Below are 16,933 nucleotides of genomic sequence, written 5' to 3' on the forward strand. Positions count from 1 at the left end.
CTCAGAGCATCTCCAGGTTGCTCTTGAGCTCGAACGGCGTCACCTGGGCGCGGTAGTTCTGCCACTCGCGACGCTTGTTCAACAGCACGTAGTTGAACACCTGCTCGCCGAGCGTCTCGGCGACGAGCTCGGACTCCTCCATGTACTCGAGAGCGTGATCGAGGCTCGCGGGAAGCGGCGCGTAACCGAGGGCCCGACGCTCCGAATCGGTGAGCGACCAGACGTTGTCCTCGGCCTCGGCGGGAAGCTCGTAGCCCTCTTCGATGCCCTTCAGTCCCGCTGCGAGCAGCAGTGCGTAGGCAAGGTACGGGTTGGCAGCCGAGTCGAGCGCACGATACTCCACGCGGGACGACTGGCTCTTGTTCGGCTTGTACATGGGCACGCGCACGAGCGCCGAGCGGTTGTTGTGACCCCACGTGATGAAGCTCGGGGCCTCGTCGCCGCCCCACAGACGCTTGTACGAGTTCACGAACTGGTTGGTGACCGCCGAGATCTCGTTGGCGTGACGGAGGAGACCGGCGATGAACTGTCGACCGGTCTGCGAGAGCTGGTACTGCGCACCCTCTTCGTAGAACGCGTTCACGTCGCCCTCGAAGAGCGACATGTGGGTGTGCATACCGCTGCCCGGGTGGCCGCTGAGGGGCTTCGGCATGAAGGTCGCGTAGACACCCTGCTCGATCGCCACTTCCTTGATGACGGTCCGGAAGGTCATGATGTTGTCGGCCGTCGCGAGGGCGTCGGCGTAGCGCAGGTCGATCTCGTTCTGGCCCGGGCCGCCCTCGTGGTGGCTGTACTCGACCGAGATGCCGAGGTCTTCGAGCATCCGCACCGAGCGCCGGCGGAAGTCATGCGCCGTGCCGCCGGGGACGTTGTCGAAGTAGCCGGCTGAGTCGACCGGCTCGGGACCGTCTGGCCCGTACGACGACGACTTCAGCAGGTAGAACTCGATCTCGGGGTGCGTGTAGAACGTGAACCCGGCGTCCGCGGCCTTCGCGAGGGTCCGCTTGAGCACGTTGCGCGGGTCGGCGACGGCGGGCTGGCCGTCCGGCGTCGTGATGTCGCAGAACATCCGAGCGGTGGGGTCGATCTCGCCGCGCCAGGGCAGGAGCTGGAACGTCGTCGGGTCGGGGTGCGCGAGCAGGTCCGACTCGTAGCTTCGGGTCAGTCCCTCGATGGCCGAGCCATCGAAGCCCAGGCCCTCCGCGAAAGCACCCTCGACCTCTGCCGGGGCGATCGCGACCGACTTCAGGGTGCCGATCACATCGGTGAACCAGAGCCGCACGAATTTGACGCCGCGCTCCTCGATCGTTCGCAGTACGAAGTCCCGCTGCTTGTCCATCGCGTCCTCTCCGAGACAGGGTCGGATCCCAGACTACTGGCGGCGAGCGCCCTCCGACGGCGGCGTGCCCCAGTCGTCCTCCCGAGCCTCATCCTCGCGCCATGCCTGCGCACGTTGCGCCATGATCTGCGGAGCCCGCGCTGCTTCCTCGGCGGAGGCGAAAGGGCCGGCACGATCGGCGCCCGGCGACTGCTTGCCGTGCTCCACCTCGTGCGTCGTGAGGTTGTACCAGTACTCGTCGTGGCTCTCGGGCATGGTCGCTCCAGACTGCGCCTGCGGTGGCGCTCAGCCCGAGCCTAATCCGACCGGCTCGCGCTCGATAGGCTGAGCCGTATGAGTGCGAGTGCGACGCGGGCCGTCGGAGTGGACATCGGCGGAACCGGCATCAAGGGAGCCGTCGTCGACCTGTCGACGGGCGAGCTCCTGACCGATCGGATCAAGGTCGCCACGCCCCACGGGGCAGAGCCCGAAGACGTCCTCGATGCCGTCAAGGTCGTACTCGACCGACTGGAGGTGACCGACGCGGGCGACGTGCCGCTCGGCGTGGCCTTCCCCGCGATCGTGAAGAACGGCCGCACCCTCTCGGCGGCCAACGTCGCAGACACCTGGATCGATTTCGAAGCCGAGAGCTTCTTCGAGAAGGGCCTCGGCCGTCAGATCCACTTCGCCAATGACGCGGATGTCGCCGGCGTCGCCGAGCTGCGTTACGGCGCCGCGCGCGACCAGGATGGGCTCATCATCCTGACGACGCTCGGCACCGGCATCGGCTCGGCCATGATCTACAACGGCGTGCTCATCCCGAACTCCGAGCTCGGGCACGTGCACCGGGCGAAACACGGCAAGGATGCCGAGGCCTGGGCCGCGTACTCGGCGATGGAGCGCGACGAGCTCGACTGGCCCGAGTGGGCCGAGCGCCTGCAGTGGTACTACAGCCACATCGAGTTCCTCTTCTCCCCCGATCTCTTCGTCGTGGGCGGTGGAGTGTCCAAGCATGCCGACAAGTTCCTGCCGCTGCTCGACTTGAAGACGCCGATCGTGCCCGCCGTCCACCGCAACAACGCCGGCATCATCGGCGCAGCGGCCCTCGCGCTCGCGGGCGAACGCCCCGGTGTCCTCGACGAGACGACGGAAGACCTCGCCGGCACGACCGCCCACTGACCCCGCACGGCGAGGTCTCGCCGGCAGCTGCGGCTTCGGGCGCACTTCCGCGCATCCCGCGCGCTTCAAGCCGCGCCTGATGCGCGGAAGTGCGCCTGACGTGAAGCGGGGTTAGGCGAATGGGCCGGCCTGTACGCCGGGCTCTGTGGCCGGGCATAACGGCCCTGCGCCCACGCTGTAGCTGAGCGTTCGTCACGCTGTGCGCGTCCCCGGGAGCAGAAATCGGACGATGCGACACCACCGAGCGACGATACGCCGAGCGGAAGAGACCTACGCGCTCAGCCGTGACCGCGGGGGTGCGAGATCAGGAGGCGATGAGCTTGTTTGACTTAGAACGGTTGCAACGCCAACAGAGCGTCTGCAGGTTCTCCTCAACCGTCATCCCGCCGCGCGACACAGGGACGATGTGGTCGACTTCCAGGAGGAGATTCGGTTCGACCCGAACGGACGCGCCACAGCTCTTGCATGCCCATCCGTCGCGATCCTTGATGTAGGCGCGGAGCCTGGCAGTCATCAGCGCCCGCTGCCCCGCGGCAGACTTCCGGAACCTGATCGACTGAGCGAGGAACTCGACCATCGCGTCGATCGCCGAAGTGTCCAACTTCACCGTGGTGCGCTGGGAGCTGTTGCCGCCAGCGCTCACATACTCGAATCGGTACTCCGGGTAGGGAACGGACACAGGCGACAACTTGACGCCGACCTGCGACATGAACTCGTCCGCGAAGTACCTCATGATGAACGGAGGCGGGCTAACTACGCCCACGATCTGCGACTCGCGGGCCCGAAGGTTTGCTACTGCCGCTTCGAGGCTCGCGATACTCTCCCCCAGCGTCTCGACGTCGGCGAGCGTGTCCTCGTCTGCTTTAATGTCAAAGTACTTAGTTACGTACTTGATCGGGTTGCTCGCGGCGTTTCTGACCAACTGCAGCGAGCAGTTGTGCACGTTACTCGCCGCGTACTCCGCGACATTGCGGTCCCGTCGATAGTTGTGGGCGCTGGTGTTCTCAAACGTGGCGAGGTGCGCGTGCCGCCCCGTTCCCGTGGCGCCGACCTCAAAGGACCCGCGATCCCGAATCTCGGCGACGTACTGGGTGACCTCGTTGTGTTCATAAGTGAGCGCCGCTATCTCCGCCTTATGCGCAGCGAAATCCTCACTGGCGAAGTACCTACGCTTGCGCATCTCGCGAACAATGCTCGGCGTTTTCCAAGCAATCACCGCGATGATCGCCGCGGGAATCGCGAGGTACCAGAAGTTCACTAGCAAAGAGATGATCAAGACGATCGCGAAAAATATGATGACGTACTGCACCTTAAGGCTCCCCCCAAGCTCAGGTATTGCGCTCATTTAGCATAGCCGCTAAATCGCGCTGCCTAGCATCGATGATTCCACCCACACTGAGATTCAGGTCCCAGGTTCGCGCTTCTCGATAGCGAGGATAGGACGCACTCAGGAAGCATGGCGCTGCCTCGCGGCATCCGTACTCGCGCCTGATGCGGGGAAGTGCGTCTAACGCGGGCGCGGGTCGAGGCGGTTAGGCGAATGGGCCGGCCTGTACGCCGGGTTCTGTCCGGGGGCGTGAGCCCCGTGGACGGCCATCTCTCTCGGCGACACGTTGCCGTGCCGCTCCAGCGGTCTACCCGGGGACTCGGCGGACCGCGTCAACATCCCCTGTCTGACCTTGCTCCGGACGAGGTTTACCGTGCGAGTCGTGTCACCACGACCCCGGTGGTCTCTTACACCACCCTTTCACCCTTACCGGCGCGGACGCCGGCGGTCTGCTTTCTGTGGCACTGTCTCGCGGATCACTCCGGGTGGGCGTTACCCACCGTCCTGTCCTGTGGAGCCCGGACGTTCCTCGGTGCGGTTGCCCGCCACGCGACCGTCCAGCCGACCCATTCGCCCGTCGAGTCTACCGGCGGGCCCACCCACGCCCGTCGTCAGCTCTTGTCGGCGGATGCCGCGATGCGCACGTCCAGCAGAAAGTCGAGGGGGAACGAGCCGAAGAGCAGTCGTCCTGCCGCGTCTGCGGCCTCGCGGACGGCTGCCGCGGCGGACTCGGCGTGCTCGACCGGGGTGTGCACGATGATCTCGTCGTGGAGGAAGAACGCGAGGTGCGCGCGCCCCGTGACGGGGTGGTCTCCGACGCTCGGAAAAGCCGCGAGGCGCTGCCGGAGGTCGGCGAGCCAGGCGAGCGCCCATTCGGCCGCCGTCCCCTGAACGACGAAGTTTCGGGTGAAGCGGCCGCGCTCGCGCGCCCGTGATCGCGCGAGCGTCTTGATGGCATCGGATGCCTCGGGCTCGGCGGCATTCGCTTGGAGCTCGCGCCACGCCGCGGACGGCGCCGGGCTGGTGCGACCGAGCAGCGTGCGCACCGAGCCGCCCTCCTCTCCCACGCGCGCCGCGTCATCGACGAGGGCCATCGCGCGCGGGTACGCGCGGCGCAACGACGGCACCAGCCGCCCGCTGTCTCCGGTCGTCGCGCCGTACATCGCGCCGAGCAGCGCCATCTTCGCCTCCTGACGCGAGGGCACGGTGCCGCGGGCGACGATGCCCTCGTAGAGGTCGCGCCCCCGCGCGGCATCGGCGAGGGCGAGGTCGCCGGACATCGCCGCGAGGATGCGCGGCTCGAGCTGAGCGACGTCCGCGACCACCAGCTGCCATCCGGGGTCGGCTCGCACCGCGGGGCGCAGCATCCGCGGCAGCTGCAGCGCTCCCCCGCCGGACGACGCCCAGCGGCCCGTGACGACCCCTCCCGGCACGTAGACCGGACGGAACCGGTCGGTCGGGATCCATTCGTCCATCCACGCCCAGCCATTGGCGCTCAACAGCCGCATCGCGCGCTTGTAGGCCAAAAGCGGCTCGATGACCGGGTGCTCGTGACGTCGGAGCTCCCACTTGCTCGTCGACTCGACGAGCACACCCACCCGGTGCAGCGAGCGCAGCAGGCGCGGCTGCGAGTCGAGGCTCGCGGTCGGGTCGCCGAGCGCCTTCCGCACCCGGTCGGCCAAGTCGCGCACGAGGCTCGGAAGCTCACCCGGTCGCGGACGGGGGCCCAGCGCGTCCGCGAGGATCGCGTCGTGCACCTCGCGACTCCACGGGACACCGGCGCCATGCAGTTCGACCGCGACGAGCGCTCCGGCGGACTCCGCGGCCGTCAGCAGCCGCAGACGACCGGGGTCGGTCGCGCTCTCGATCGCCCGGGCCTGACGCGCGAACTCCGCCAGCGTCGCGTCGAGGTCATGCGGAAGGGCGTCGGCAGCCGGCTCGAGCGAGAAGAGGACGTCGCGGTCAGACACCGGGTCTTCGGGCGCGGCGTCCCAGGAGGTCGCGGCCCGCAGCTGTGCCGGTTCCGTGACGAGCGAGCTATCACGGAGGATCGCATGGCACAGGCGCAGGTCGTGACACCGCGCCACCCGGACGCCGGCGGCCAGGATGTCGTGGTACCAGGCCGTGGTGTCGGACCAGATCCACCGCGCATCGGGGTCGGCTGCGATCTCACCCGCCAGCTCGCCGGCGGCGACACGGCCGCGCTCGATCACCGCGCCGGCGGCATCCACCACCGCGATGTCGACGTCTCCGTCATTGCGGCGTCCCACCGCGCGCCACCGGGCGCGCGGTGTGGTCATCGACGGGTCACAGACCGGATTCGTCGGTGCGGACGAGGATGCAGCCGCACTCGGGGCACGTCACGACCTCGTCGGCGGCAGCCTGCCCGATCGCCTTGAGGTCGGTTCCGGAGAGCTCCATGTGGCACCCGCCGCACGTGCGGCGCTGCAGGAGGCCGGCGCCCGGCGTCCGCTCGGCGAGCGACTCGTAGCGTGCCAGGAGATCCGCGGGCACCTTGGCCGCGACCGCCGCGCGGTCACGGGTGGCCGCGTCGAGACGGGCCTGGGCGTCCGCGACGGCGGCCTTACCCTCGGCGCTCAACCGCCCGCCTTCGGCATTGACCTCGGCGATCAGGGCCTGCTGTGCGGAGACCGCGGTTTCCGCGGCCTCGAGGCGCTCCATGGCTTCGAGCTGCGCGTCTTCCAGCTCGCTCTTACGGCGGGCGAGCGAAGCGATCTCGTGCTCGAGGCCCTGGGCGTCCTTCGGGTTCGAGGTCGCCGCGAGTCGATCGGCATCGCGAGCCGCTCGAGCGTCGACGACAGCGACGTCCGATGCGATGCGCTTGAGCTCGGCCTCGATGTCGTCGCGATTGCCGAGCAGGCCGGTCAGCTCGACGGAGAGCTCCTGACGGCGTGCGAGCAGCTCGTTGACACGCGCCGCCTGAGCCGGATTGCGCTTCGCGGCCTCCGCTCCGCGCGCCTGCGCGTCGAGGCGGGCGATGTCCAGCAGCAGCAGCTGATCTGCGGGGGTGGCTTTCATGTGGGCCCAGAGAGACTCGAACTCCCGACTCCCTCGGTGTAAACGAGGTGCTCTAACCAACTGAGCTATAGGCCCCTGCTCTCAGTGTACGAGAGCGCCGACCCCTCCGAGCGTGAGTAGGCTGTCGTGCGGTGCTTGTGCGCGCCCGACAATGCCCGCGCCCTGCCCGTGGTGATTACCTGGCACGATCTGCCATACGAGAAAGGTCGCCCGTGACTGTCAACGATCAAGACCCCTACTCCCAGGACGCCCTGGACAGCGACCCGGAAGAGACCGGTGAATGGCAGGAGTCGCTGCGCCAGCTGGTCGATGCGAAGGGCTCGGGTCGCGGTCGCGAGATCATGCTGAGCCTGCTCCAGGCCTCGCACGAGCTGCAGCTCAACGTCCCGCAGGTGCCGGTGACGGACTACATCAACACCATCGCGCCCGAGAACGAGCCGGAGTTCCCCGGTGATGAAGAGCTCGAGCGTCGCTACCGTCGCTGGATCCGCTGGAACGCCGCGGTCACCGTGCACCGCGCCCAGCGTCCCGGCATCGGTGTGGGCGGACACATCTCCACCTACGCGTCGTCGGCCTCGCTCTACGAAGTCGGCTTCAACCACTTCTTCCGCGGTCCCGACCACCCGTCCGGCGGCGACCAGATCTTCATCCAGGGCCACGCCTCACCCGGCATCTACGCCCGCTCGTACCTCGAGGGACGCCTCAGCGAGAGCCAGCTCGACGGCTTCCGCCAGGAGGCTTCGAAGGCGCCCGACGGCATCCCGTCGTACCCGCACCCCCGTCTGATGCCGGACTACTGGCAGTTCCCGACGGTCTCGATGGGTCTCGGTCCGATCAACGCCATCTACCAGGCGATGAACAACAAGTACCTCACCAACCGCGGCATTAAGGACCTGTCCGACTCGCACGTCTGGGCCTTCCTCGGCGACGGCGAGATGGACGAGGTCGAGAGCCGCGGTCAGCTGCAGGTCGCAGCCAACGAGGGACTCGACAACCTCACGTTCGTCATCAACTGCAACCTCCAGCGTCTCGACGGCCCGGTCCGTGGAAACGGCAAGATCGTCCAGGAGCTCGAGGCGTACTTCCGCGGCGCGGGCTGGAACGTCATCAAGGTCGTCTGGGGACGCGGCTGGGACGAGCTGCTGTCGCAGGATGACGAGGGCGCCCTCGTCCGCCTGATGAACACCACCCCCGACGGCGACTTCCAGACCTACCGCGCCGAGGACGGCGCGTTCATCCGCGAGCACTTCTTCGGGCGCGACGAGCGCACGGCGGCGCTCGTGAAGGACTGGTCGGACGACGACATCTGGGGCAAGCTCCGCCGCGGCGGTCTCGACTACCAGAAGGTCTACGCCGCCTACAAGCAGGCGATGGAGCACAAGGGCCAGCCGACCGTCATCCTCGCGAAGACGATCAAGGGCTATGGTCTCGGTCACCACTTCGAGGGTCGCAACGCGACCCACCAGATGAAGAAGATGACGCTCGAGAACCTCAAGCACTTCCGCGACTCGATGCGCATCCCGATCACCGACGCGCAGCTCGAGGAGAACCCGTACCTCCCGCCGTACTACCACCCGGGCGCCGAGGACGAGACGATCCGCTACATGCTCGAGCGTCGCCGTGAGCTCGGCGGTTTCCTGCCGCAGCGTCGTACGAAGCACGCGCCGCTGACGCTGCCCGGCGACGAGTCGTACGCGCTGCCGAAGAAGGGCTCGGGCACGCAGGAGATCGCCACCACCATGGCGTTCGTCCGACTGCTCAAGGACCTGCTGCGTGCGAAGGACTTCGGCCACCGCATCGTGCCGATCATCCCCGATGAGGCGCGCACGTTCGGCATGGACGCGTACTTCCCGACCGCGAAGATCTACAACCCGCACGGGCAGAACTACACCTCGGTCGACCGCGAGCTGCTGCTGGCGTACAAGGAGAGCCCGCAGGGTCAGATCCTCCACGTCGGCATCAACGAGGCCGGCGCCGTCGCGGCGTTCACCGCGATCGGAACCTCGTACGCCACCCACGGCGAGCCGCTCATCCCGGTCTACGTCTTCTACTCGATGTTCGGATTCCAGCGCACCGGCGACGCGCAGTGGGCCGCGGGCGACCAGATGGCCCGCGGGTTCATCATGGGCGCGACGGCCGGCCGCACGACCCTGACCGGCGAGGGCCTGCAGCACGCTGACGGCCACTCGCACCTGCTCGCTTCGACCAACCCCGCCACTGTGTCGTACGACCCGGCCTACGGGTACGAGATCGCCCACATCGTTCGTTCGGGTCTCGAGCGCATGTACGGCGGGAACCACCCCGACCCGAACGTCATGTACTACATCACGCTCTACAACGAGCCGCTGGTGCAGCCGAAGGAGCCTGAGGATGTCGACGTCGACGGCATCATCCGCGGCATCCACCGCGTGAGCGTCGGCGAGGGCGACGGGCCGCGCGCGCAGCTGCTCGCGTCGGGCGTCGGCGTACCGTGGGCCTACGAGGCGCAGAAGCTCCTCAAGGACGACTGGGGTGTGATCGCCGACGTCTGGTCGGTCACGAGCTGGACCGAGCTGCGTCGTGACGGTCTCGCCGTCGACGAGCACAATTTCCTGCACCCGACCGACGAGCCCCGCACGGCCTTCGTCACGCAGAAGCTCAACGACTCCGAGGGCCCGGTCGTCGCGGTCAGCGACTTCATGCACGCCGTGCAGGACCAGATCCGGCCGTGGGTGCCGCGTCGCTTCGCGACGCTGGGCGCGGAGGGCTTCGGCTTCTCCGACACCCGCCCGGCCGCTCGACGGTTCTTCAAGATCGACGGGCCGTCGATCGTGGTGCGCACACTCCAGGCTCTGGCCGAGGACGGCGTCGTGGACCGCGGTCTGTCGGCGCAGGCGATCGAGCGCTACCGTCTGCACGACGTGACGGCGGGCACGAGCGGAAACGCGGGCGGCGAGAGCTGACCCTTCGGTGACCGACGACAGCTCGAAGGCGGAGACACTCGCGTGGCTCCGCCGGATCTCGGGTGATCTGGCCACAGCCACGATCAATCGGCTCGAGGAGACGCTGCCCTGGTACGCCGAGATGCCGCCTGCGCGCCGGTCCTCCGTAGGACTGGTCGCGCAGGCGGGCATCACCTCGTTCATCCAGTGGTACGAGGATCCGACCTCGACCCCGCGCATCGCGGCCGACATCTTCGCCGCGGCTCCGCGCGAGCTGTTGCGCAGCGTCAGCCTGACGCAGACCCTGCAGCTCGTGCGGGTGACCGTCGAAGTCACCGAGGAACGGGTGGCGCACCGCGGCGACGATGTCCGCGAGGCGATCCTGAAGTACTCGCGTGACGTCGCTTTCGCAGCGGCAGACGTGTACGCGCGCGCCGCCGAGGCGCGCGGGTTGTGGGATGCCCGCCTCGAGGCGCTCGTCGTCGATTCCATCCTCACGGGTGAGACCGACGAGGAGCTTCCGAGCCGGATCGCCGCGCTCGGCTGGCACGGGCACGGTGCGGTCGCCGTCCTCGTCGGCACCGCTCCCCCGCAGTTCGACGTCGACCAGCTGCGCCGTGCCGCGCGCAAGATGGGCGTCGACGTCCTCGTCGGCGTTCAGGGCCTTCGCCTGGTGATCGTGATCGGGCGTGCCGACCTACCAGGCCGGGCGGAGCCGGTGCCCGAGCTGACCTTCCTCGAGATAGCGGCGAGACTCGAGCCCGGTTTCGGCCCGGGTCACCTGGTGCTCGGCCCCACCGTGCCCGCCCTGGTCGATGCGAGCCAGAGCGCTCGCGCGGCTCTCGCCGGCTTCGCGGTCGCGAGTGCCTGGCGTCATGCGCCGCGACCCGTCGAGGCCGACGATCTGCTTCCCGAGCGCGCGCTGGCCGGCGATCCCGTCGCCAAGGCAACTCTGGTCGAACGGATCTATCGTCCGCTGCTCGCCCACTCTGCGGACCTCGTCGCTACCCTGTGGAGCTACCTCGACAACGGTCGTTCCCTCGAAGCGACGGCCCGCGAGCTCTTCGTGCATCCGAACACCGTCCGGTACCGGCTGAAGCGCGTGTCGGACGTCATCGGCTGGGACGCGACCGGGCCCCGTGAGGCGCTCATCCTGCAGACTGCGCTCATCCTGGGCTCTATCGGCAATGACCTCACGAGACGACGCGCGCCGCAGTCGCGCCGGAGCTGACGAGGCCGCGCCTCCGTCGGACGCTCCTCATGACCCGTCGACTGTACGGTCGACACAAAGGTTCGCCGCATTGTTGTGCGATCGTCGCCAGCGGTCGACCGACTGAACTTGGAAGGATGTAACAGTGATCATCGCCGTGTTCCCCGGGCAGGGGTCGCAGTCCCCCGGCTTCCTCGCCCCGTGGCTCGAGCTGGAGGGTGCGCGTGAACGCCTCGAGCGCTTCTCCGAGCTCGCCGAGGTCGACCTCGTCGCCGCCGGTACCGAGTGGGATGCGGATCGCATCCGAGACACCGCCGTGGCCCAGCCGCTCATCGTCGCCGCCAGCCTGCTGTCGTACAGCGCGCTCGTCGCCGACGGCGCTCGCCCGGCAGGCGTCGCCGGCCACTCGGTCGGCGAGATCGCGGCACTCGCCGCCGGCGGCGTGCTGAGCGACGATGACGCGATGCGTCTGGTCGGACTCCGCGGCCGCGCCATGGCGGATGCCGCGACCCGCGAGCAGACCGGCATGAGCGCCGTGCTCGGCGGCGACCAGGATGCCGTCGTCGCCCGTCTGGAGGAGCTCGACCTCACCCCGGCCAACTACAACGGTGGAGGACAGATCGTCGCGGCCGGCGCACTCGACGCTCTCGCGAGCCTCGCCGCCGAGCCCGCCGCTGCGACCCGGGTCATTCCCCTCCAGGTCGCCGGCGCGTTCCACACGCGGTACATGGCGCCGGCCGTCGACACGCTCGCCGCGGCGGCATCCGCCACCTCGGTGAACGACCCCGACCTCACGCTGTGGTCGAACCGCGACGGCGCCGTCGTCGCCGAGGGCCGTGACGCTCTCGACCGTCTGGTCGCCCAGGTCGCGTCTCCCGTGCGCTGGGACCTGTGCATGTCCTCGTTCGCCGAGCACGGCGTCACCGGCATCATCGAGTTCGCCCCCGCCGGCACCCTCGTGGGCCTCGCGAAGCGTGCTCTTCGCGGCGTCCCCTCGGTCGCCGTCAAGACCCCCGACGACCTCGTCGCCGCATCCGCTCTCATCTCCGGAGGTGCCGCATGACCGCCGCCATTCGCCAGGCCACCGGCCCCGCTCACACCCGCATCTACGCGTACGGCGCGGCTCGCGGTGAGAACGCCGTACCCAACGACGACCTCGTCGGACCGATCGACTCGAGCGACGAGTGGATCCGTCAGCGCACCGGCATCGTCACTCGCGTGCGCGCGGACAAGGAGACCACCGTCATCGACTTGGCCGCGGATGCCGTGGCCGAGGCGATCGAGCGCAGCGGCGTTCCCGCCGACCAGGTCGACGCCGTCATCGTCTCGACGATCTCGAACCCGAAGCAGACCCCGTCGGTCTCGGCGATCGTCGCCGACCGCGTCGGGGCGAACCCGGCGGCGGCGTACGACGTCAACGCGGCGTGCGCAGGGTTCTCCTACGGAGTGACTCAGGCCGACGCGCTCGTTCGCGCGGGTGCGGCCCGCTACGTCGCCGTCGTCGGCGCGGAGAAGCTCAGCGACATCGTCGACCCCACCGACCGCACGATCTCGTTCCTGCTCGGCGACGGCGCGGGCGCGGCGATCATCGGGCCGAGCGACACCCCGGGCATCGGTCCGACGGTGTGGGGCTCGGACGGGTCGAAGGCCGACGCCGTCGGCATGAACCACACACTCGTGGAGTTCCGCGACGGGACTGCGCCGTGGCCGACACTCCGGCAGGAAGGCCCGACGGTGTTCCGCTGGGCGGTCTGGGAGATGGTCAAGGTCGCACGGCGAGCCATCGAGGAGGCCGGCATCCAGGCGGGCGACCTCGCCGCCTTCATCCCGCACCAGGCGAACATGCGCATCATCGACGAGTTCGCCAAGCAGCTCGGGCTGCCCGAGACCGTCGCGATCGGTCGTGACATCGAGACCACCGGCAACACGTCGGCGGCATCCATTCCCCTCGCCACGCACCGCCTGCTCGAGGAGAACCCCGAGTTGAGCGGCGGTCTGGCCCTCCAGATCGGCTTCGGCGCGGGGCTCGTCTTCGGCGCGCAGGTCGTCGTCCTTCCCTGATCGGGCGGGTCCCCGCACCTAGACTGAACAGCGGCCCGCGTCCGGGTCGGTCCAGAGATAACAAGGAGAAACCCCATGGCATTCAGCAACGACGAGGTCCTCGCAGGACTCGCCGAGCTCATCACCGACGAGACCGGCATCTCGGCCGACGAGGTCGCCCTCGAGAAGTCCTTCACCGACGACCTCGACATCGACTCGATCTCGATGATGACGATCGTCGTCAACGCCGAGGAGAAGTTCGGCGTCACCATCCCCGACGAAGAGGTCAAGAACCTCAAGACCGTCGGCGACGCCGTCACCTACATCACGTCCAACCAGGCGTAACCCCCACCGGCGGGGGCACACGCCCCCGCCGGGGTTCCACCGAGGAGATCCATGAGCACCCCGCGTATCGTCGTCACCGGAATCGGAGCGTCGTCGCCCCTGGGCGGCACCGCACCCGAAAGCTGGGAAGGCCTGCTCGCCGGCCATTCCGGCACGCGCACACTCGAGCACGAGTGGGTCGAGAAGTACCAGATTCCGGTTCACTTCGCCGCCGAGGCCATCGTGCGCCCCGACACCGTGCTGGAGCGCCCTGTCTCCAAGCGTCTCGACCCCGCGTCGCAGTTCGCGATGGTCGCCGCGATGGAGGCGTGGGCGGATGCCGGCAGCCCCGAGGTCGACCCCGAGCGTCTCGGTGTCGACTTCGCGACCGGCATCGGCGGGGTGTGGACGCTGCTCGATGCGTGGGACACGCTGCGCGAGAAGGGACCGCGACGCGTTCTGCCCATGACGGTTCCGATGCTCATGCCCAACGCCGCCGCCGGTAACCTCTCGCTGCACTTCCGGGCGCGCGCCTTCGCCCGGACGGTCGCGAGCGCCTGCGCCTCGAGCACGGAGTCGATCGTCAACGCGATCGAGCACCTGCAGGACGGCCTGGCCGACATCGTCATCGCCGGTGGCACCGAGTCGGCGATCCACCCCATCACGATGGCGTCCTTCGCTTCGATGCAGGCACTGTCACGCCGCAATGACGACCCGGCGACGGCCTCGCGCCCGACGAGCATCGATCGCGACGGCTTCGTCATGGGTGAGGGCGCCGGTGTGCTGATCCTCGAGACCGAAGAACACGCCAAGGCTCGCGGCGCGAAGATCTACGCCTACGCGGTGGGCGGCGGCGTCACCGCCGACTCGTACCACATCACGGCCAACGACCCCGAGGGCGCCGGCGCCTCGCGCGCGGTCCGCGCTGCTCTCGAGCAGGCCGATGCCTCCCCCGATGATGTCGCGCACATCAATGCGCACGCGACCTCGACCCCCGTCGGCGACCCCAACGAGTACCAGGCGCTGCGCAGCGTCTTCGGCGACCGCATCGACGAGATCCCGGTCTCGGCCACGAAGGCGTCCACGGGTCACCTGCTGGGTGGTACCGGTGCCCTCGAGGCGATCTTCACGATCCTGGCTCTACGCGAACGGATCGCGCCGCCGACGATCAACATCACCGAGCAGGACCCCGCCGTCCCGTTCCGGGTCTCGGGCGAGACCCAGAGCCTCGGCGACGGTGATCTGCTGGCGATCAGCAACTCGTTCGGCTTCGGCGGACATAACGCCGTCGTCGCGTTCCGTTCGGCCTGACCGGTCTCGGAACACGAAACAGACCCCCGCGGACGGCGTTCCGCGGGGGTCTGTTCTTCTTTCGGGTCAGTCGTCCCGTACGTGCTCCCGTTCCCCGGGATCATTCCACCGGGGCTCGGTACGAACGCACGGGCCGACTGCGTCTGTGCGACTCGGAATCAGCCCACCTTGTGCAGCCACACCACGGCAGCATCGTCGCCGGCGTGACGGAAGGGCTCGAGCTCTTCGTCCCAGGCTGCGCCCAACGCGACGTCGAGCTCGCGCTGCAGCTCGCGCACATCGCCCGCCGCGATCTCCATGGCGTAGCGGATGCGGTCCTCACCGATCACGACGTTGCCCGTTGCATCGGTCTGGGCGTAATGGATGCCGAGGCTCGGGGTGTGCATCCACCGGCCCCCGTCGCTGCGCGGCGTCGGATCCTCCGACACCTCGAATCGCAGGTGCTCCCAGCCCCGTATCGCCGTTGCGAGTGCTGCTCCGGTTCCGGCGGGGCCCTCCCAGTAGAACTCCGCGCGACGGCTGCCGTCGAGCACCGGCTGGTCCTCCCAGTCGAAGCTGACCGCGCGTCCGAGCGCGCGCCCCGCCGCCCACTCGAGGTGCGGGCACAACGCGCGTGGCGCGGAGTGGATGAAGATCACTCCACGCGCCTGTGGTATCGCCATGACTTCTCCGTTTCATCAGGTACGTCTTCCCCTACGACCTGAGCCCGGATGTCGGCGATGTGTTCGGTTATGGCGTCGATTATCGCGCACGAACCTGAAGAATCACAACCGTGTCACGATTTCTCCCGGCATCCGATGTCAAGCGCCTTCCTCGCGACCCACCCGAGCGGCAGGCTGGATCTCACACCCCGAGGAAAGGATGCCGCATGTCCGACAGCACTCCCCACCACCGCGACGCCGATGACGCACACGCCGACAGCGCCGCGCCGACGGATGCCGCCAGCGATGAGGTGAAGGCCGACGCGGCTCGCGCGGGCTCCGACCTCGGCGACACCGATCTCAAGGCGGGCGACGACAACACCCACTTCCCGCAGGATCCCGCGATCACGCACCCCTGACGCTTCACGCCCCTGTGCGTGCGAATGGCCGCCCGCGGGCGGCCATTCGTGCGTAGGGCGGGTGGGACTTGAACCCACGATCGTCGGGTTATGAGCCCGCTGCCTTGACCAGCTTGGCCACCGCCCCGTGCCGTATCGAGCCTAGCGCGAGCCGCCTCGAACCGACGCGACCGCTCAATCGTCGAGGCGCTTGCCCTTGCTCCCGCGCGGAATCGGCAGCTGCTGACTGTCGAGCACGACCTGCGGATGGTTCCGCGCCAGCGACGTCACGCCATAGACCGCGATGGCTCCGGCGACGACGAAGCCGACGAATGCCGGCAACGGCGCCGTTGCGGCCTCACGCAAGATGGCGATGCCGATGATGACGGCGACGATCGGGTCGATGACGGTGAGCCCGGCGATGACGAGATCGGGAGGCCCGACGGAGTAAGCGGTCTGAACGAAGTACGCACCGACCGCGGTCGCGGTGATCAGGCCGACGAGGCACAGGAGCGTCAACCACTCGAAGTCGCCGTTCTGGATGCGCGAGATCACGACCTTCGCGAGCGTCGCGACGAAACCGTAGATGATTCCCGAGGCCGCGATGTAGAAGAGCGGCTTCGCGCCCTTGCGCACCAGCATCCACACGGCCCCCGAGATCAGCAGCACGCCCGCGAGCAGAGCGAGGATGGTGATGAGCTGCGCCTGATCGATCGGCTCCTCCGTCGCGACGAGCGCGGCCACCGTGACGAAGGCGAGGATGCCTCCGACGCACAGGATGATCGAGCGAACCGACCGCTTCGTCGGCTTGACGCCGGTGATGCGTGCATTCAGGAGGGTCGTGATCACGAGAGAGATCGCACCGAGCGGCTGAACGAGGATGAGCGGCGCGAAAGTCAGCGCTGCGAGCTGACACACGATCGCGAGCCCGAGCATGATCGTCCCCGCCACCCACGACGGACGCTTGAGCAGACTCAGCAGCTGCGAGCCGTTGAGCCCGGCGCTTCCCGACGAGTTGGTGAGACGCTCGACCTTCTGCACACCCCGGTGCTGGTAGAGCGCTCCGAAGGACATGAACACGGCGCCGAGCAGCGCGAGCGGGATTCCGATGAGGATTCTGGGTTCGCGGAAGACTCCGATCAGCTGGTCGGTGACGTCATCGAGGGACGCGACAAACGGAATCACCTTTCGACCATAACGGCGAAGCGGGCTCGATTAGGCTCGC

15 protein-coding genes, 2 tRNA genes and 1 other RNA gene are annotated in these 16,933 nt (G+C 68.3%); 8 read left to right on the forward strand and 10 right to left on the reverse strand.

Features of this window, described 5'->3' with window-relative positions; translation table 11 throughout:
* Position 1: 1 nt before the first annotated feature.
* Both glnA and ABIC53_RS06720 read right to left on the reverse strand, forming a co-directional pair.
* On the reverse strand, positions 2 to 1,339 hold the full coding sequence (glnA, locus tag ABIC53_RS06715) for a type I glutamate--ammonia ligase (RefSeq protein ID WP_064956796.1): 1,338 nt from the start codon (positions 1,337 to 1,339) through the stop codon (positions 2 to 4).
* A 33-nt stretch (positions 1,340 to 1,372) separates the two neighbouring features.
* On the reverse strand, positions 1,373 to 1,594 hold the full coding sequence (locus ABIC53_RS06720) for an SPOR domain-containing protein (protein ID WP_114587856.1): 222 nt from the start codon (positions 1,592 to 1,594) through the stop codon (positions 1,373 to 1,375).
* 78 nt (positions 1,595 to 1,672) lie between these two features.
* Here ABIC53_RS06720 and ppgK point away from each other — a divergent pair, with 78 nt between their 5' ends.
* A complete protein-coding gene (ppgK, locus tag ABIC53_RS06725) occupies positions 1,673 to 2,497 on the forward strand; it encodes a polyphosphate--glucose phosphotransferase (protein WP_282502404.1) in 825 nt (274 codons plus the stop codon).
* 304 nt (positions 2,498 to 2,801) lie between these two features.
* Here ppgK and ABIC53_RS06730 read toward each other — a convergent pair whose 3' ends face one another.
* From ABIC53_RS06730 to ABIC53_RS06750, 5 genes are all read right to left on the reverse strand, one after another.
* On the reverse strand, positions 2,802 to 3,842 hold the full coding sequence (locus ABIC53_RS06730) for an HNH endonuclease (protein WP_354450821.1): 1,041 nt from the start codon (positions 3,840 to 3,842) through the stop codon (positions 2,802 to 2,804).
* A gap of 192 nt (positions 3,843 to 4,034) precedes the next feature.
* Positions 4,035 to 4,393: RNase P RNA component class A (gene rnpB, locus ABIC53_RS06735), an RNA gene on the reverse strand.
* Positions 4,394 to 4,435: 42 nt separating this feature from the next.
* Positions 4,436 to 6,124, reverse strand: coding sequence for a bifunctional 3'-5' exonuclease/DNA polymerase (locus ABIC53_RS06740; protein WP_354450822.1), 1,689 nt, complete (start codon positions 6,122 to 6,124; stop codon positions 4,436 to 4,438).
* 7 nt (positions 6,125 to 6,131) lie between these two features.
* Positions 6,132 to 6,863 (reverse strand): zinc ribbon domain-containing protein, encoded by a 732-nt coding sequence (locus ABIC53_RS06745; protein ID WP_112614118.1) that lies wholly within the window; start codon positions 6,861 to 6,863, stop codon positions 6,132 to 6,134.
* 1 nt (position 6,864) lies between these two features.
* Positions 6,865 to 6,938: transfer RNA gene (locus ABIC53_RS06750), tRNA-Val, on the reverse strand.
* A gap of 137 nt (positions 6,939 to 7,075) precedes the next feature.
* On the opposite strand from ABIC53_RS06750, the gene aceE reads away from it, so the two are divergent.
* From aceE to ABIC53_RS06780, 6 genes are all read left to right on the forward strand, one after another.
* Complete coding sequence (aceE, locus tag ABIC53_RS06755) at positions 7,076 to 9,805, forward strand: pyruvate dehydrogenase (acetyl-transferring), homodimeric type (protein WP_114587859.1); 2,730 nt, start codon at positions 7,076 to 7,078, stop codon at positions 9,803 to 9,805.
* A gap of 7 nt (positions 9,806 to 9,812) precedes the next feature.
* Entirely contained in the window at positions 9,813 to 11,015 is a 1,203-nt protein-coding gene (locus tag ABIC53_RS06760; RefSeq protein ID WP_112614114.1) for a PucR family transcriptional regulator, read from the forward strand.
* A 124-nt stretch (positions 11,016 to 11,139) separates the two neighbouring features.
* On the forward strand, positions 11,140 to 12,057 hold the full coding sequence (locus ABIC53_RS06765; protein WP_354450824.1) for an ACP S-malonyltransferase: 918 nt from the start codon (positions 11,140 to 11,142) through the stop codon (positions 12,055 to 12,057).
* Entirely contained in the window at positions 12,054 to 13,055 is a 1,002-nt protein-coding gene (locus ABIC53_RS06770) for a beta-ketoacyl-ACP synthase III (RefSeq protein WP_274177674.1), read from the forward strand. The genes ABIC53_RS06765 and ABIC53_RS06770 overlap by 4 nt, the downstream gene beginning before the upstream one ends.
* Before the next feature lie 75 nt (positions 13,056 to 13,130).
* Positions 13,131 to 13,379, forward strand: a complete 249-nt coding sequence (locus ABIC53_RS06775) for an acyl carrier protein (RefSeq protein ID WP_023951379.1) — start codon at positions 13,131 to 13,133, stop codon at positions 13,377 to 13,379.
* 51 nt (positions 13,380 to 13,430) lie between these two features.
* On the forward strand, positions 13,431 to 14,669 hold the full coding sequence (locus ABIC53_RS06780) for a beta-ketoacyl-[acyl-carrier-protein] synthase family protein (RefSeq protein ID WP_114587862.1): 1,239 nt from the start codon (positions 13,431 to 13,433) through the stop codon (positions 14,667 to 14,669).
* Positions 14,670 to 14,827: 158 nt separating this feature from the next.
* Here ABIC53_RS06780 and ABIC53_RS06785 read toward each other — a convergent pair whose 3' ends face one another.
* The gene (locus tag ABIC53_RS06785) at positions 14,828 to 15,331 is read right to left on the reverse strand and encodes a DUF3145 domain-containing protein (protein ID WP_274177673.1); all 504 of its coding nucleotides are present in this window, start codon (positions 15,329 to 15,331) and stop codon (positions 14,828 to 14,830) included.
* Between the two features lie 206 nt (positions 15,332 to 15,537).
* Here ABIC53_RS06785 and ABIC53_RS06790 point away from each other — a divergent pair, with 206 nt between their 5' ends.
* Positions 15,538 to 15,729, forward strand: a complete 192-nt coding sequence (locus tag ABIC53_RS06790) for a hypothetical protein (protein ID WP_354450827.1) — start codon at positions 15,538 to 15,540, stop codon at positions 15,727 to 15,729.
* Between the two features lie 53 nt (positions 15,730 to 15,782).
* On the opposite strand, the gene ABIC53_RS06795 is transcribed toward ABIC53_RS06790, so the two are convergent.
* Positions 15,783 to 15,856: transfer RNA gene (locus ABIC53_RS06795), tRNA-Ile, on the reverse strand.
* 47 nt (positions 15,857 to 15,903) lie between these two features.
* Positions 15,904 to 16,893 (reverse strand): DMT family transporter, encoded by a 990-nt coding sequence (locus tag ABIC53_RS06800; RefSeq protein WP_112614102.1) that lies wholly within the window; start codon positions 16,891 to 16,893, stop codon positions 15,904 to 15,906.
* Between the last annotated feature and the right edge of the window lie 40 nt (positions 16,894 to 16,933).

Source organism: Microbacterium sp. 1262, from assembly GCF_040544895.1.
Classification (GTDB): domain Bacteria; phylum Actinomycetota; class Actinomycetes; order Actinomycetales; family Microbacteriaceae; genus Microbacterium; species Microbacterium plantarum.

Bases quoted from the DNA above. Each gene is read 5' to 3' on its own strand.
- glnA (WP_064956796.1), bottom strand. From the start codon at position 1,339: ATGGACAAGCAGCGGGACTTCGTACTGCGAACGATCGAGGAGCGCGGC.
- ABIC53_RS06720 (WP_114587856.1), bottom strand. From the start codon at position 1,594: ATGCCCGAGAGCCACGACGAGTACTGGTACAACCTCACGACGCACGAG.
- ppgK (WP_282502404.1), top strand. From the start codon at position 1,673: ATGAGTGCGAGTGCGACGCGGGCCGTCGGAGTGGACATCGGCGGAACC.
- ABIC53_RS06730 (WP_354450821.1), bottom strand. From the start codon at position 3,842: ATGAGCGCAATACCTGAGCTTGGGGGGAGCCTTAAGGTGCAGTACGTC.
- ABIC53_RS06740 (WP_354450822.1), bottom strand. From the start codon at position 6,124: ATGACCACACCGCGCGCCCGGTGGCGCGCGGTGGGACGCCGCAATGAC.
- ABIC53_RS06745 (WP_112614118.1), bottom strand. From the start codon at position 6,863: ATGAAAGCCACCCCCGCAGATCAGCTGCTGCTGCTGGACATCGCCCGC.
- ABIC53_RS06770 (WP_274177674.1), top strand. From the start codon at position 12,054: ATGACCGCCGCCATTCGCCAGGCCACCGGCCCCGCTCACACCCGCATC.
- ABIC53_RS06775 (WP_023951379.1), top strand. From the start codon at position 13,131: ATGGCATTCAGCAACGACGAGGTCCTCGCAGGACTCGCCGAGCTCATC.
- ABIC53_RS06780 (WP_114587862.1), top strand. From the start codon at position 13,431: ATGAGCACCCCGCGTATCGTCGTCACCGGAATCGGAGCGTCGTCGCCC.
- ABIC53_RS06785 (WP_274177673.1), bottom strand. From the start codon at position 15,331: ATGGCGATACCACAGGCGCGTGGAGTGATCTTCATCCACTCCGCGCCA.
- ABIC53_RS06790 (WP_354450827.1), top strand. From the start codon at position 15,538: ATGTCCGACAGCACTCCCCACCACCGCGACGCCGATGACGCACACGCC.